Source organism: Nonomuraea harbinensis (genome assembly GCF_019396385.1).
GTDB lineage: Bacteria > Actinomycetota > Actinomycetes > Streptosporangiales > Streptosporangiaceae > Nonomuraea > Nonomuraea ferruginea.
In genome coordinates, this window is sequence record NZ_JAHKRN010000093.1 from 1 (window position 1) to 16,164 (window position 16,164).

Below are 16,164 nucleotides of genomic sequence, written 5' to 3' on the forward strand. Positions count from 1 at the left end.
CCCACAACTCCTCCGGACCACCCACCCCACCCGGAAAACGACACGCCATCCCCACGATCGCCACCGGCTCATGCCTGCGCCCCTGATCCTCAGCCAGCCGCTGACGCGTCTCCGCCAGCTCTACGGTGACCTTCTTCAGATAGGCGCGAAGCTTGTCCTCATTCGCCATGGTCCAGCCCTTCCTGTGGCGACCTCAGAGGAGATGTCATCGTTCGGTTGTCGATCAAGGCGAAGATCTCCTCGTCGGAGGCGGACACGATCTCCTCCGCGGCGCCGTTGGACCTGGTGGGCGCGGCGGCCAGCGTGTCCGCCGGGGTCGCGCCGATCCTGGTGAGAGCGCTCTGCAGAATGGCGACGAGCCGGTCGCGTACGGCGTCCGCCTCGCCGTTGGCGGCGAGCATCACGGATTCGGCCTGGTCCACCGCCGTCCGCAGGGCGTCCTCGGCGGAGGGCGTCTCGGGGGCCAGCGTGCGGAACAGGTACTCGGCGAGCGAGCGGACCGTGGGGTGGTCGAAGACCAGCGTGGACGGCAGCCGCAGCCCGGTGCCCGTGGTGAGCCGGTTGCGGAGTTCGACGGCGGTCAGGGAGTCGAAGCCGAGCTCGTTGAAGGCCCGGTCCACGTCGATCGAGTCCGCGCCGCCGTACGCGAGGACGGCGGCGACGTGCGAGCGGACCAGCTCGGTGAGGTGGGTCAGCGCGCCGGCCTCGCCCAGCGCGGCGAGACGCTCGGTCAGCTCGGCCGGTCCCGCCGAGGGCTGGGCCTCGGCCCCGGCCGCCGCCCGTCGGGGCATACGGACCAGGCCGCGCAGCACACTCGGCAGTTCCTCGCTCTCCGCGCGTGCCCTCAGTCCCGCCATGTCCCAGCGGGCCGCCACCACCACCGGCTCGGCGTCACCGGCCAGGGCGGCGTCGAACAGCGCGAGCCCTTCCTCCACCGGCAGCGGGGCGATCCCCGCGCGGGCCAGCCGCGCCCGATCGGCCTCGCCCATGGCGCCGCTCATGCCGGACTCGACATCCCAGAGCCCCCACGCCACCGACACCGCAGGCAGCCCCGCCGCACGCCTGGCGACCGCCAGCCCGTCCAGGAACGCGTTCGCCGCCGCGTAATTGCCCTGACCCGCGTTGCCGACCACCCCGGCCAGCGACGAGAACAGCACGAAGAACCCCAGATCCCGGGTCAGCTCGTGCAGGAACCAGGCGGCGTCCGCCTTCGGTCCCAGCACCCCGGCCACCCGCTCCGGAGTCAGCCCCTCCACCAGGCCGTCGTCCAGCACCCCGGCGACGTGCACCACCCCGGCCAGCGGACCAGCCGACGCCACCACGTCCGCCAGTTGCGCGTGATCGGACACGTCGCAAGCGGCCACCCGCACCCGGGCACCGGCCTCCTCCAGCTCCGCCACCAGCCCGGCCGCGCCCGCGGCCTCAAGCCCACGCCGCGACAGGAGAACCAGGTCCCGCACCCCGTGCCGCGCCACCAGCCGACGCGCCACCAGAGCACCAAGCCCACCGGTCCCCCCGGTCACCAGCACCGCACCAGCCGTCGCGGAAGAGACCTCAGCGGGAGCGGTGGTTGCCGGGCGGCGCGCCAGGCGGGGGACGAGGACGGTGTCGTCGCGGCCGGCGATCTCGGTCTCGCCCGCGGCCACGGCGGCGGCCAGCGGCCCCCAGGCGGAGAACTTCTCGGGCACGTCGGCCAGCACGAACCGGCCCGGCTGCTCGCTCTGCGCCGCCCGCACCAGCCCTCGCACCGCCGCGCTCGCCGGGTCGTCGCCCCGGGTGAGGCAGACCAGCCGCGACCCGGCGAACCGCTCGTCGCCGAGCCAGCCCTGGACGAGGTCGAGTGCCTGGCCCACGGCGTCGTGCGCGGAGTACGGCAGGTCGCCGGGGTCGGCCTGGCAGGGGGCCAGGACCAGGTCGGGGACGCCGGCCGCGCTCATCTCGGCCAGTGACGCGAGGTCGTAGTAGCGGGGCGGCTCGATCCCGGCCGCCGCCAGCTCGGCGCCGATCTCGTCGGTCAGCTCGTCGGAGCCGGCCAGCGCCCAGCGAAGCTCGGACACCCCGGCGACGACCGGCTCGACCCACTCGACGACGTGCGCCGCGGAGCCGGTGGAGCTGACGGGGGCAGCGGCGTTCCTGGGCATCCGGCGCAGGACCAGCGTGTCCACGCCGCCGATCCACTGCCCGGCGCCGTCGAAGATCGTCAGCGAGACGCGGTCGTCGCCCGACCCGTCGATCCGCACCCGCAGCGTCCGCGCGCCGGTCGCGACCACCCGGACCCCGTTCCAGGAGAACGGCAGCAGCAGGCCGGAATCGTCCGCCGACTCCAGCACCACCAGGTGCAGCGCGGCGTCCAGCAGCGCGGGGTGCAGCGTGAAGCGCCCGGCCTCGCCGCTCACCGGCTCGGGCAGGGTCACCTCGGCATAGGCGTGATCGCCCGCGCGCCAGGCGGCCCGCAGCCCTTGGAACGCCGGGCCGTACTCGTAGCCGCGCTCGGCGAGCCTGCCGTACAGGTCGTCCAGGTCCACGGGCTCGGCCCGCGGCGGCCACGAGATCGGCGCGGCCGGGGCGGTGCCCGCGCCGAGCAGGCCGGTCGCGTGCCGGATCCAGCCCTCCTCGGCGTCGCCGCCCGTGCGGCCGTGGACGGTGACGGTGCGGCGGCCCTGCTCGTCCGGCCCGCCGACCGCGAGCTGCAGTTGTACGGCTCCCGTCCCCGGCAGGAACAGCGGGGCCTCCAGCGTCAGGTCCTCGACCTCGTCGCATCCGACCTTGGCCGCGGCCTCCAGTGCGAGCTCGACGAAGGCGGTGCCGGGCAGCAGCACCGCACCCTCCACGGCGTGGTCGCCGAGCCACGGCGCGGTGGCCAGGGACAGCTGCCCGGCCAGCAGGAACCCGTCCTCGGCGGCGAGCGGGACACCGGCCCCGAGCAGCGGGTGCCGGGACGGGGCCAGCCCGCCGCCGGCGACGACCGGCTCCGCGTCCAGCCAGTGCCTCGCGGCCTCGAAGGGGTAGGTCGGGAGCCCGTCGTCGTGGCTCGTCGCCGGGCCGAGCGCCGCGGGCCAGTCCACGTCCACGCCGAGCACCCAGGCCTGGGCGGCGGACTTGAACAGGCGGGCCGCGCCGCCGTCGCCGCGCCTCAGCGTTCCTGTGGCGCCGCCGGACGCGTCCGCGAGCGTGTCCTCGACGTGCCCGGTGAGCACCGGGTGCGGGCTGCACTCCACGAACACGGGAGTGCCCGAGCCGGCGAGCGACTCCACCGCCTGGCGGAACAGCACCGGTCGCCGCAGGCTGGTGAACCAGTAGTCGGCGGTCAGCCTGTCCGTGTCGATCGTGCCGCCTTCCAGCGACGAGCAGAACGCGACCTCGGCCGGGCGAGGATGGACGCCGCCGAGCGTCTCCAGCAGTTCCTCGCGCAGGGCGTCGATGTGCGGGGTATGGGCGGCGTAGCCGATCGCGACCCGGCGGATCCGTACGGTGTCGCCGTGGGCGGCGGTGAACTCCTCCAGCGCGTCGGCGTCGCCCGCCACCACCGAGCTGTCCGGTCCGCTGTGGATGGCGAGCCAGAGCCTGCCGGCCCACGGCTCCAGCATCCGGGCGGCCCGCTCCGCGTCGACGGGCACGGCGAGCATGCCGCCGCGGTCGCCCAGCCGGGTCAGCGCCCGGCTGCGCAGGGCCACGATCTTGGCGGCGTCCTCCAGCGAGAGCGCGCCCGCCACGCACGCGGCGGTGATCTCGCCCTGGGAGTGGCCGAGCACCGCGGACGGCCGCACGCCGAGCGAGCGCCAGACCTCCGCCAGGGAGACCATGACCGCGAACAGCACCGGCTGGATCACGTCCGACCCCTCCAGCGCGGGCGCGCCGGAAGCACCGCGCAGCACGTCCACGACCGACCAGCCGATGTGCGGGCGCAGCGCCTCCTCGCAGCGGAGCAGGGCGGCCCTGAACGTCTCGTCGTCATCCAGGAGGTCCACCGCCATGCCCGCCCACTGCGAGCCCTGACCAGGGAACACGAACACCGGCCGGACCCCGGGCGCCGCCACCCCGCTCACCACCGCGGCGTCGGACCCGCCTTCCGCCAGCGCGGCCAGCCCCGCCAGCAACTCCCGCCGGTCCCCCGCCACGATCACGGCGCGGTGCTCGAAGCTCGCACGCCGGGCCAACGCCCGCCCCACACCGGCCAGGTCCCGATCAGCGACGCCTTCCCCGTACGCGAGCAACCGCGCAGCCTGCGCCCGCAACGACTCCGCCGACCTCGCCGACACCGGCCACACCAGCGGACCGTCACCGGCCGCGAACGCCTGCGCCAGCGGACCGTCACCGGCTACCGACACGGGCTCCGGCGGACCGTCACCGACTTCCGGCACCCGTGCCAGCGGACCGCCGGATGGCGTCGCCGGCGCGCCCTCCAGGATCACGTGCGCGTTCGTACCGCTGACCCCGAACGAGGAGACCCCGGCCCGCACCGGACGCTCGCCGGGCAGCTCCACCGCTTCGGTCAGCAGCCGCACGCCGCCGGACTCCCAGTCCACGTGCGGCGTCGGCTCGTCAGCGTGCAAGGTCGGCGGGAGCGTACGGTGCTCCAGCGCTTTCACCATCTTGATCACACCGGCCACCCCGGCGGCAGCCTGGGTGTGCCCGATGTTCGACTTCAGCGACCCCAGCCACACCGGCCGCTCCACCGGACGACCACGCCCGTACGTAGCCAGCAACGCCTGCGCCTCGATCGGATCGCCCAACGTCGTGCCGGTGCCGTGCGCCTCCACCACATCCACATCGCGGGCGTCGAGCATCGCGTCGGCCAGCGCCTGACGGATCACCCGTTCCTGGGCCGGGCCGCTCGGCGCGGTCAACCCGTTGGAGGCGCCGTCCTGGTTCACGGCGCCGCCGCGGATCAGGGCGCGGACCGGGTGGCCCAGGCGGCGCGCGTCGGAGAGGCGCTCCAGCAGGAGCACGCCCGCGCCCTCGGCCCATCCGGTGCCGTCGGCCGCGGCCGAGAACGCCTTGCAGCGCCCGTCGGCGGCCAGCCCGCCCTGCCTGCTGAACTCCACGAACATCCCGGGGCTGGACATCACGGTCGCGCCGCCCGCCAGCGCCATCGCGCACTCACCCCGCCGCAGCGCCTGCACGGCCAGGACGACCGAGACCAGCGAGGACGAGCAGGCGGTGTCGGTGGTGAGGGCCGGGCCCTCCAGGCCGAAGGTGTAGGCGATGCGGCCGGAGACGACGCTCAGCGCGGTGCCGGTCAGCAGGTGGCCGTCGGCGAGGCCGGCGGTCCGGTGCAGGCGGGGGCCGTACTCGGGGGCCATCGCGCCCATGAACACGGCGGTGGCCGAGCCGCGGAGGTCGGCGGGGTCGATCCCGGCCCGCTCGATGCTCTCCCAGCAGATCTCCAGCAGCAGCCGCTGCTGCGGGTCCATGGCCGCCGCCTCGCGCGGGCTGATGCCGAAGAAGGCCGCGTCGAACCGGTCGGCGTCGTACAGGAATCCGCCGTACCTGGTGTCGCTGGTGCCCGAGCGGTCGGGGCCGGTGGCGAAGAGCGCGTCCAGGTCCCAGCCCCGGTTGGCGGGGAACTCGCCGATCGCGTCCTGGCCGGTGCCGGCGAGCCGCCACAGGTCCTCCGGCGAGGCCACCCCACCGGGGTAGCGGCAGCCCATCCCGATCACCGCGATCGGGTCGTCGGCTTCCGCCTGCCTCGGTCGTGGCCGTACGACCGGCGTTTCCGGCGCCGAGGCGGTGAGCAGGGCGTACAGATGGTCGGCGAGGCGGGCGGGCGTCGGATGGTCGAACAGCAGCCCGGTCGGGAGCTTCAACCCGGTCGCGGCGCGCAGCCGGTCGCGCAGTTCGAGTGAGGTCGCCGACTCGAAGCCCAGATCCTTGAACGTCCGGGCAGGCTCCAGCGCGGCCGCGTCATCGTGGCCGAGCAGCCGGGCAGCGGTCTCCAGAACCAGCTCCCGCACCTCAGCCGAACTCCGCGCGGACCGCACCTCCCGCTCCTCGCCCGACAGCGCGTCCGGCGTCCCGCCGTCGCCATCACGCACCCCGTCCGGCTCTCGGCCGGGCACGCGGTCGCCGGGGAGGTGTGACGGTCGGTGAGCGTCCGGGGTGGCGGGCCCGTACGACCGGCGCTGGAAGGGGTACGTGGGGAGGTCCGCGAGGCAGGAGCGCGGCGTCTCGCGCACGGCGGGCCACTCGACCGGGGCGCCCGCCGCGTACGCCCGGGCGAGCGAGCGCAGCACGCGGCCGGCCCCGCCCTCGCCGCGGCGCAGCGTGCCGATCACCACGGCCTCGCCCCCGGCGTCCTCCGCGGTCTCCTCCACCGCCGTGGCGAGGACCGGGTGCGGGCTGCACTCCACGAAGAGGTCGCAGCGTTCCCCGATCGCCACCCGCACGGCCTGGGCGAACCGGACCGGGTTGCGCAGGCTGCGGTACCAGTAGCCGGCGTCTAGCCCCGCCGTGTCCATCGGCTCGCCGGTGAGCGTGGAGACGAACGCCGTCGCGGCGCTCACCGGGCGGATCGGGGCCAGCGCGGCGAGCACCTCGTCGCGTACCTGCTCCACCTCGGCGGTGTGGGAGGCGTAGTCGACCGGGATGGCCTTGGTGCGGTGGTCGGTGAGCCGCCCGGCCAGCTCGTCGAGCAGCTCGCGCGGCCCGGCGACGACCACCGAGCGCGGCCCGTTGACCGCCGCCACGGACACCGCCAGCGGGCCGATCGCCCGCTCGACCACGTCGAGGGGCGCCGCGACCGACAGCATGCCGCCCCGGCCCGCCATGCCGGCGATGGCGCGGCTGCGCAGCGCCACGACCCGCGCCGCGTCGGGCAGGCTGAGCGCGCCGACGACGGTGGCGGCGGCGATCTCGCCCTGGGAGTGGCCGACGACCAGGTCCGGCTCGACGCCGTGGGAGCGCCACACCTCGGCGAGCGCGACCATGACGGCCCACAGCGCGGGCTGGACCACGTCCACCCGGTCGAGTCCGGGGGCGCCGGGCCGCTCGCCGAGCACGTCGACCAGGGAGAAGTCCGTGTGCGGCGCGAGCGCGTCCGCGCACTCGGCGACGCGGGCGGCGAACACCGGCGACGCGGCCAGCAGTTCGCGGGCCATGCCAGGCCACTGCGACCCCTGGCCGGGGAAGACGAAGACGCGCCGCCCGGCCGTCGCCGCGCCGAGCACGACGTCGTCGTGCGGCAGGCCGCCGGCCAGCGCCCGCAGCCCGGACAGCCTGGCTTCCCGGTCCGCACCCAGCACCACCGCGCGGTGCTCGAAGGCGGTGCGGCTCCTCAGCAGGCCGGCCGCGATCCCGTCCGGCTCGGCGCCGGGCTCCGCCGCGACCTCCGCGAGCCGGCCCGCCGCCGCACGCAGCGCCTCCGGGGAGCGCGCGGAGACCACCCACGGCCACCCGGCGTCGCCGCCCGCGCGGGCTCCGGGGGCATGGGCGTCCCCGGACCGCCGCAGGTCAAGATCTTCGGAGCGGGTCCGGGCGAGGTCCTCCGGCTCGGGGGAGCGTGGGGGTGGTTCGGCGAGCAGGAGGTGGCAGTTGGTGCCGCCCATGCCGAAGGAGCTGACGCCCGCCACCAGCCGCCCGCCCGCGGACCAGGGGACGGTCTCGCGTACCACGCGCAGGCGCAGATCCGTCAGCGGGATCTCCGGCGGCGGCGACGCGAAGTGCAGGCTGGCGGGCAGCTCGCGGTGCTTGATGGCGAGCACCACCTTGAGCAGCCCGGCGATGCCCGCCGCGCCCTCCAGGTGGCCGATGTTGGTCTTGACCGAGCCGACGGGCAGCGGGTCGCCGTCCTGCCGGGCCGTCCCGTACGCCGCCCCGAGAGCCGCGGCCTCCACCGGGTCGCCCACCCTGGTGCCGGTGCCGTGCAGCTCGACGTAGCCCACGTCGCCGGGCGCCACGCCGGCGTGCGCGCAGGCCAGCCTGATGGCCTCCTCCTGCGCCCGCCGGCTGGGCACGGTCAGCCCCTCGCCGCCGCCGTCGTTGTTGACGGCCCCGCCGAGGATCACGGCGTGTACGGTGTCGCCTTCGGCCAGCGCGTCGGCCAGCCGCTTCAGCACGACCACGGCCCCGCCCTCGCCGCGCACGTACCCGTTGGCGCGGCTGTCGAAGACGTGGCAGCGGCCGTCCGGCGACAGCGCGCCGAAGCTGCCGATGGCGTCGGTGGTCTCGCCGCTCAGGTTGAGGTTGACGCCGCCGGCCAGGGCGAGCGCGGTCTCGCCGCGGCGCAGGCTCTCGCACGCCAGGTGCACCGCGACCAGCGAGGACGACTGCCCCGCGTCGAGGGTGAGGCTGGGGCCGCGCAGGCCGAGGAAGTAGGAGACCCGGTTGGCGATCATGGCGCGGTTCGCCCCGGTGTAGGCATGCCTGCCCGGCTGGGCGCCGGCCCGCGCCAGCAACGCGGCATGGTCGTTCGAGATGGCGCCCAGGAACACCCCGGCCGCGCTGCCGCGCAGCCCGCCGGGCGCGGTGCGGGAGCTCTCCAGGGACTCCCAGGCGAGTTCGAGCACCAGCCGCTGGTGCGGGTCCATCGCCGCGGCCTCGTTCGGGGAGATGCCGAAGAACGCCGCGTCGAAGCCGTGGACGTCCTGGAGGAAACCGCCGCGGCGATACTCCGTCGCCTCCGGCCACCGGTCCTCCGGCGCCTCGGTGACCGCGTCCACGCCCTCGCGGAGCAGCTTCCAGAACGCCCCGGGATCGGCGGCTCCGGGCAGCCGGCAGGCCATGCCGACGACGGCGATCGCGTCCGGACCGCCGGTGACCACCGGCCGAATCGACTCGTCACCCATCAATTCGCCACCCCAAGCCTCTGGCTTCTCGACGCCGCCGCTTTATCAGGAACGACTGTGCGGAACCGCCCGTCAATTGATCCGGTCGCGGGCTTTCGCTTAGTTATTGCGACTTTACGGGGCGACTTCTCGTCCGGCCCATGGCCCGCTGCTGGCACATTGTTGCCGCCATTACTTGCCATCGCGCGAGGCCTTGACCGGGGCGCTTCCCGTCCGCGATGAATAACGAGCGGAGAAAGCCGGTTCGAGGAGAGCACATGTCGGTCGAGGCACCCCTGAGTCACGGCCAGCTCTTCAGCTGGCGCGAGATCGAGCGCTACCCGCCGGGCTGGGGTCATGAGGCGAACCTGCCGTCGACGTGGGACCTGCGCGGCCTGTCCCCCGCGCTGGTGGACCGGGCACTCGACCGCCTCGTCCGGCGGCACGAGACGCTGCGCACCACCTACCACCTGCGCGACGGCCTGCCGGTCCAGCACGTCCACGAGGAGGTGCGGCTGCCCGTCGAGCGGGTGGACCGCCAGGTCGCCGACCCCACCGAGCACGAGCGGGTCAAGCTGGAGCGGCTGGCGATCCCGTTCCCGATGACCGGCGACCTGAACTGGCGCGCCCTGATGGTCACCTACCGGGGCGCGCCGATGTACCTCAGCCTGACCTTCTCGCACCTGATCGTCGACGTGTGGTCGATCCATCACCTGCAGGACCAGTTCAAGGCCCTGGTGGCGGGCTCCGGCGCCGCCGTCGAGACCGGCTTCACCCCGCGCGAGCTGGCGCGTAGGCAGCGGGAGGAGTCGTGGCGGCCCAGGCAGGCCGCCTCCGAGCGCTACTGGCGCGACGTGCTGGCCGGCGGTCTCACGGACCGGCTGCCGACGCTGCCCGCGCGTACCGAGAAGGAGCGGCTGGAGCTGACGCTGACCTCCCGCCGCCTGGGCGGGCTGGCCGCGCAGGCGGGCAGGACGCACGGCGTCACCCCGCCGGCCGTGATCATGGCCTTCGTCGCCGCGGGCCTGGCCCGCCACCTGGACACCGACCGGGTCACGATGAGCCTGATGTCGTCCAACCGGTTCGCTCAGGAGGACCAGCACAACATCGGCACGATGAACCAGCTCATCCCCTTCGTCACCGCCGTGGACCGCGGCGCCACGCTCGCCGAGCACATCAAGCGCCTGCACTGGGCCGGCGCCAAGGCCTACCGCCACTCCTGCTACGACTTCGACCAGGTCACGGCGATGGCCGCGCGGGCCGGGGAGGACCCGGGTCACGACTGCTGGGTCAACCACCTGTTCCGTGCCTGGTTCAACTACGTCCAGGTGGACCGGCGCCCCGCCGACCCCGCCGACCAGACGCCCGCGACGCTGCGGTGGACGCCGCTGGCCCAGAGCTACGGGCAGGCGTTCCGGGTCCGCGTCGAGGTGGACGACGGCGAGACCCGGGTGCTGATGCTGGCCGACCCCGACGTCCTGCCCCCGGAGGCGATGGTCGACATCATGCGGACGCTGGCGCTCGGCCTGCAGCTCGCGGTGACCGACCCCGGCCGGGTGCTGAAGGACCTGTGGAGCGGGCACGGCTGGGACCTCCCGGAGGCGCTGTTCCCCCGCGAGCTGCCCGATCGGGCGGCGCGCGCGAGCTGACCGACGATCGGAGACACCCGTGGCACGCACCCTGTACCAGTGGTTCGCCGGTTCCGCGGCCCGGTACGGCGACCGGATCGCGCTGGAGACCGGCGGCGTCCGTCTCACCTACGCCGAGCTGGACGCGCTGTCCGCGCGCCTGGCGGCGGAGCTGGTCCGCGCCTGCGACGGCCCTCCTGCCAGGGCCGGCCTGTACGCGGCGCGCACCCCGCTCGCCTTCGCCGGCTACCTGGCGATCCAGCGGCTCGGCGCGACCGCGGTGCCGCTGAACCCGGCCGTGCCCGGCGCGCGCAACCGCACCGTGGCCGCCACCGCCGGGCTCGACGTGGTACTGGCCGACGCGACGGCGCACCCGCCGCCGGAGCTGCCCGCCCCCGTGCTGTCGCTGGACAACGACGGCCTGGCCGCTCCCCTGACGTCCGCGGGTGCGGCCGACCCGGACGGTCTCGCGTACGTGCTGTTCACCTCGGGCTCGACCGGCGCGCCCAAAGGCGTGCCGGTGCGGCACCGGAGCGTCGACGCCTACCTCTCGCACGTCGTCCCGCGGTACGGGCTGGGTCCCGGTTGCCGGGTCTCCCAGACCTTCGACCTGACCTTCGACCTGTCCGTCTTCGACATGTTCGCCGCCTGGGGCGGCGGCGCGACGCTGGTCGTCCCCGGCAAGTACGACCTGCTCAAACCGGTCGCGTTCGTGAACAGGGAACGGCTGACCCACTGGTTCTCGGTGCCCTCGGTGGTGTCGCTGGCCATGCGGCTGCGCCGCCTCACGCCGGGCGCCATGCCGTCGCTGCGCTGGAGCCTGTTCTGCGGGGAGCCGCTGTCGCTGCGGCAGGCCGCCGCGTGGCAGGCGGCGGCGCCGGAGAGCGTGCTGGAGAACCTGTACGGCCCGACCGAGCTGACCATCAGCTGCACCCAGTACCGGCTGCCCGCCGACCCGGCCGGCTGGCCCCGCACGGCCAACGGCACCGTGCCCATCGGCCTGCCGTACCCGGGGGTCGAGCACGTGGTGCTCGACGGCGACGGGCGGCCCGCGGCGGAGGGCGAGCTGTGCCTGCGCGGGGTGCAGCGCTTCCCCGGCTACGCCGATCCGGCCGACGACGCCGGCCGGTTCACCTCGTTCGACGGGGTACGCGCCCGCGACGGCGAGCCGGTGACCGGGGAGTCCTGGTACCGGACCGGCGACCGGGTCGCCTGGCGGGACGGCCTGCTGGTGCACCTCGGCCGGCTGGACCAGCAGGTGAAGATCTCCGGCCACCGGGTGGAGCTGGGCGAGATCGAGGCGACGCTGCGCGGCCTGCCGGGCGTGCACGAGGCCGTCGTCGTCGCGTTGCCGGGGGCGGACGGGGAGCTCGAACTGGAGGCGGCCTGCACCGGTCACGGGCTGGACGCGGTGGCCCTGGCCAAGGGGGTCGCCGCGGTGCTGCCCGGGTACATGGTGCCGCGCTCGGTCACCGTGCTGGGGGAACTGCCGCTCAACGCGAACGGCAAGGTGGACCGGCGTGCGGTGGCGGGCGCCCTGCGCGGCTGAAGGGAGGCCTCACGGGCCGCGGGTCACCAGCGGCGACAGGGCCTCCCACAGCGAGCCCACGGTGGCGAACGTCCTCTCGTCCAGGATCTCGTCGGGCACCTGGATGCCGTAGGCGTCCTCGATGTCCACGATCAGCCGCACCACGCCCATCGAGTCGAGACCGAGGCCGGCCAGGTCGTCGAAGCCCGACAGCGCCCCCGAGTCGGCGAAGGGCAAATGCGACCGCAGAATATTCTGGAAATCGTGAGGTATTTCAAAAATCGCCATCGGGACCTCACCAATAAAGTCTGCTCGTATCGATTCTCGACGTCTCACGCGGCACCGGTCAAGGCGGTGGGCCGGCCCGCCACTGGCAGGTAGTGGCGGTCTGTTCCGGCCAGTGGCGACGGGTTGTCATACGCGTCCCGGCGGCGAATTCTCAATCATGTCGGCCTGTCCCTCACATGCGCGGCGGTGGAGGTCCCAATTGTCCGCTGTCAAGTCCGCGAACCTCTGCTGGGGGCATCGCTACATGTGGCTGAGGATTCACCAGCTGCCGCCCCGGCACCAGCCCGAGTCGCACATCCTGCTGCGCTTCTCCATACCTTCGAGCCTCACCGTGGCCCACTGCCGGGCGATGCTCACCTCCCTGACCCGCCGGCACGAGGCGCTGCGCACCACCTTCCACGCCGACGGCGGCCCGCGGCAGCGGGTGCACGCCCCCGGCCCCTGGCCCATCGTCCAGGCGAGCGTGGAGCGGGACGGCACGCCCGGCCCGGCCGAGGTGGTCGAGGACCTGACGGGCAGGCCGTTCGACCTGGCCGCCGAGTGGCCGATCCGCGCCTGCGTCATCACCTCCGGGGGTGCTCCCAAGCAGGTCGTCGTGGTCTTCAACCATCTGGCCGTCGACATGTGGACGCTGGAGAGGATCGAGCAGGAGCTGTGGGCGCAGGCGCAGGGCATCGCCTCCCGCCGCCCCGCCTCCCTGCCGCCGGTGCGGCACCAGCCCGCGGATCTGGCCCGCTGGGAGACCACGGCCGAGGCCGCCGCCCTGGCCGCCGAGGCGCTGGCGTACTGGGAGAAGCAGGTAGCGCTGCTCCCCGCCGACCCGTTCGCCACCCGCCGCACGCCGATGCCGCCGCAGGAGGCCCGGCACGCGACGCTGACCTCGCCGTCGCTGCTGGACGCCGGGCGGCGGATCGCCACCAGGCACAAGGTGTGGCCGTCGGCGGTGCACCTGGCCGCTCACACCGCCCTGCTGGCCGCCTACACCGGCCAGGGCGCGGTCGGGCAGCTCGCCTTCGCGGGCAACCGCGGGTCGCACGCCTATCAGGACGTGCTGACCTGCATGTTCTCCCCGATGCTGCTGCGGGTGGACTGCTCCGACGACCCGCCGTTCAGCGAGCTGGTACGGCGGGTGGCCGCCGAGAGCGAGCAGGCCGCCCGTCACGCGTACGTGCCCTATGACGAGGTCGTCGAGCTGGTGTCCCGCGAGGGCTCCCGGCGCGGCGTGCCGGTACGGCTGGGCTCGGAGGTCAACTTCCTCAACCAGCGCACCCTGGTCTACAAGGGCAGGCGCACCACGTTCACCTGGAACCGGGCGCCGGAGGCGTGGTCGCACTACGGCGCGGACACGTACATGCGGATCGACGAGTGGCGCGACGCGGTCGTGCTCGCGCTCCAGGCGGCATCCTCGATCATGGACGCGGCCGCCGTGGAGGCGTTCCTGCGCGGCCACGAGGCCCTGGTGCTCGCCCACGACGACCCGTCCACCGACCTGCGCGTCAGCGAGGTAGCCGCGCTGGCCGGCTTCACCCCGCCCAGCGCGTCACCGTCCGCGACCGGGCCGGCCACCGCGGTGTCCTCCGAGGCAGTGGGGGCGTTGGTGCGGGCGGTGTCCGAGGTGCACGGGCTCGGCCGCGTCGACCCGTCGGACAGCTACGTCCTCGCCGGGGGCCGAGTCCTGCGCGCGCCCGAGGTGCTGGCCCGCCTCCGCGAACACGGCTGGGCGGGCCTGACGCCGCGCGCGCTGGCCGAGCCCACGCCCCTGGCGACTCTGGCCGGCCTGCTGGCCCCGGTACGCCCCGCCGAGCCCTTACTCCCGACCCACCAGAAACTCGGAGTGTAAAGATCATGGGTAACGTTCTCAGCGACCGGGTGACCAAGACTCACCGGCTCGTGGCATCAGAACAGGAGCTCCGCGAGGCGATCGGCCACGAACTGGCCGGCCAGGACCTCGGCGAGCCGGTCATCATGGGCGGCCACTTCATGCTCTTCGAGGACGACGCCACCGGCCGCCTCGTCCCCGGCGTCATCGAGGAGCAGCACGACGAGACCATGCGCCGCCGCGTCGCCGGCCGCGTGGGGATCTTCCCCGGCTACACCTGGCGCCTCGCGGCCGACCTGGCCAGGCCCTACGTCGAGTCCGGCGTCGGAGCCCGGCTGCTGCTGCTGATCAACGACTGGCAGTACGTGCCCAGGACGGGCCGTCCGGCCTCCGAGCTGCGCGCGGAGTTCTTCGAGGGGTTCACCGAGCTGCCCGCCGGATACCGCGACGACCTGGCCGCCGCGGGCCTGTCCGAGGACCTCGTCCTGCCCAGCCGCAAGCACCCGCTCGCCTTCCCCGAGACCTGGCTGAAGTACCGCTTCCAGAAGGCCGCCGACAAGTTCGTCAAGCAGGGCCTGCTGGAGAAGCGGTTCCTCGGCGCCGACGAGCCGGAGGAGGGCGTCCGGGACACCGAGGTGGCGTTCGTCGACGCCGACGGCAACTACCGCACGCTGATCAGCTGCGGCGTGACCGGCTGCGCCGGCGAGATCACCGAGATGATCGCCGAGGTGCACCGGGCCGGTCACCGCACGATCCTGATCTTCGCGCCGGGCGAGTGCCTGATGCCGGTGCAGACCGGCGTGGAGATCGCGCTGAGCCTGTACGGCCTGCGCGGCATGCGGGTGGTCATCGCCGACCCCGGCGGCAGCGGTGAGATGTCCGAAGAGGAGATCTACGGCAACCTCGTCTCGGTCAGCACCTTCAGGAGCTGATCATCATGAAGGTCATCTACCTGGACAACTGCGCCACGACCCGTGTCGACGACGAGGTGGTCGACGCGATGCTGCCCTTCCTGCGGGAGGACTTCGGCAACCCGTCGTCCCCGCACCTGCTGGGCAAGCGCGCCCGGCGGGCCGTGGACGCCGCCACCGAGTCGGTGGCCCGGCTCATCGGCGCGGACCCCGGCGACCTCGTGTTCACCTCCGGCGCGACCGAGAGCAACAACCTCGCGCTGCTCGGCATGTTCGGCCACGAGGACCGCGCCCCGCTCAACGCCGCCGTCTGCCCCACCGACCACAAGTCCTCGCTGTCGATCGGCCGCGCGCTGGCCGGCCGCGGCCTGGACGTCAGGACGATGCGGGTGCGCCCGGACGGCCGGGTCGACCTCGGCCACCTGGCGGGCCTGCTCGACCCGTTCTCCCGGGTGGCCACCGCCTCCTGGGTCAACAGCGAGATCGGCACCGTCCAGCCCGTCCGTTCGATGGCCGCGCTCTGCCACGAGGCCGGCGCCATGCTGCACGTGGACGGCGCCCAGGCGGCGGGCCGGATCCCGGTCGACGTCCGTGAGGCCGGGATCGACACCATGTCGATGTCGGGGCACAAGATCCGCGGTCCCAAGGGCGTCGGCGCGCTGTACGTGCGCCCGGAGATCCGGCACCGGCTGCGGCCCGTGCTGTTCGGCGGCGGGCAGTACGCGCTGCGCAGCGGCACGATCCCGACCCACCTCGTGGTGGGCATGGGCAAGGCGTGCGAGCTGGCGTCGGCCGGGATGGCCGCCGGGACGCGGCGGGTGCGCGAGCTGCGCGCGACGGCGCTGGAGATGCTCATGACCGGCTTCCCCGGCGTCCGTGTGAACGGCGACCCGGACGGCGGCGTGCCGCACGTGCTGAACGTCGTGCTGCCCGGCGTGCGGGGCGAGAGCCTGGTGTCGAGCCTGCGCTCGGTGGCGCTGTCGACGGGTTCGGCGTGCAACTCCGGCTCCCAGGAGCCGTCCCACGTCCTGACGGCCATCGGCCTGGACGCGGAGGACGCCAACAGCTCCGTGCGGATCTGCCTGGATTCCCGGCTGCCCGCCGAGGACCTCGTACGGGGCCTCGAACTGGTCCTGGAGCGGGCCCGCGCGCTCGCCGACGTGGTCGTGGCACTGGACGGGCCCCGCAGGTAGGAAGAGACCGTCCGTCCGCCGCGTTCCCGGGAACG

The 16,164-nt window shown here is 74.1% G+C and carries 8 protein-coding genes; 5 read left to right on the top strand and 3 right to left on the bottom strand.

Annotation, left to right across the window (positions count from 1 at the left end; genetic code table 11):
* Both KME79_RS47630 and KME79_RS43485 read right to left on the bottom strand, forming a co-directional pair.
* Positions 1-169 (bottom strand): polyketide synthase docking domain-containing protein (locus KME79_RS47630; protein ID WP_219552413.1); only part of this gene is annotated, 169 nt, incomplete at its 3' end.
* Positions 159-8,783, bottom strand: coding sequence for a type I polyketide synthase (locus KME79_RS43485; RefSeq protein WP_219552399.1), 8,625 nt, complete (start codon positions 8,781-8,783; stop codon positions 159-161). The genes KME79_RS47630 and KME79_RS43485, both read right to left, overlap by 11 nt.
* A 257-nt stretch (positions 8,784-9,040) precedes the next feature.
* Between KME79_RS43485 and KME79_RS43490 the strand changes: the two genes are divergently transcribed.
* Positions 9,041-10,411, top strand: a complete 1,371-nt coding sequence (locus KME79_RS43490) for a condensation domain-containing protein (protein WP_219552401.1) — start codon at positions 9,041-9,043, stop codon at positions 10,409-10,411.
* Between the two features lie 19 nt (positions 10,412-10,430).
* Complete coding sequence (locus KME79_RS43495) at positions 10,431-11,939, top strand: amino acid adenylation domain-containing protein (protein WP_219552403.1); 1,509 nt, start codon at positions 10,431-10,433, stop codon at positions 11,937-11,939.
* 9 nt (positions 11,940-11,948) lie between these two features.
* Here KME79_RS43495 and KME79_RS43500 read toward each other — a convergent pair whose 3' ends face one another.
* The gene (locus KME79_RS43500) at positions 11,949-12,155 is read right to left on the bottom strand and encodes a phosphopantetheine-binding protein (RefSeq protein WP_219552405.1); all 207 of its coding nucleotides are present in this window, start codon (positions 12,153-12,155) and stop codon (positions 11,949-11,951) included.
* Between the two features lie 295 nt (positions 12,156-12,450).
* Here KME79_RS43500 and KME79_RS43505 point away from each other — a divergent pair, with 295 nt between their 5' ends.
* From KME79_RS43505 to KME79_RS43515, 3 genes are read left to right on the top strand one after another with little or no spacing between them, the layout of a single operon-like run.
* The gene (locus KME79_RS43505) at positions 12,451-14,046 is read left to right on the top strand and encodes a condensation domain-containing protein (RefSeq protein ID WP_219552407.1); all 1,596 of its coding nucleotides are present in this window, start codon (positions 12,451-12,453) and stop codon (positions 14,044-14,046) included.
* A 5-nt stretch (positions 14,047-14,051) separates the two neighbouring features.
* Entirely contained in the window at positions 14,052-14,957 is a 906-nt protein-coding gene (locus KME79_RS43510; RefSeq protein ID WP_219552409.1) for an LPD16 domain-containing protein, read from the top strand.
* Between the two features lie 5 nt (positions 14,958-14,962).
* Positions 14,963-16,129, top strand: a complete 1,167-nt coding sequence (locus KME79_RS43515; protein WP_219552411.1) for a cysteine desulfurase family protein — start codon at positions 14,963-14,965, stop codon at positions 16,127-16,129.
* Positions 16,130-16,164 lie beyond the last annotated feature (35 nt).

Excerpts from the sequence above, each read along its gene's own strand:
- KME79_RS43485 (WP_219552399.1), bottom strand. The coding sequence starts at position 8,783 with ATGGGTGACGAGTCGATTCGGCCGGTGGTCACCGGCGGTCCGGACGCG.
- KME79_RS43490 (WP_219552401.1), top strand. The coding sequence starts at position 9,041 with ATGTCGGTCGAGGCACCCCTGAGTCACGGCCAGCTCTTCAGCTGGCGC.
- KME79_RS43505 (WP_219552407.1), top strand. The coding sequence starts at position 12,451 with ATGTGGCTGAGGATTCACCAGCTGCCGCCCCGGCACCAGCCCGAGTCG.
- KME79_RS43510 (WP_219552409.1), top strand. The coding sequence starts at position 14,052 with ATGGGTAACGTTCTCAGCGACCGGGTGACCAAGACTCACCGGCTCGTG.
- KME79_RS43515 (WP_219552411.1), top strand. The coding sequence starts at position 14,963 with ATGAAGGTCATCTACCTGGACAACTGCGCCACGACCCGTGTCGACGAC.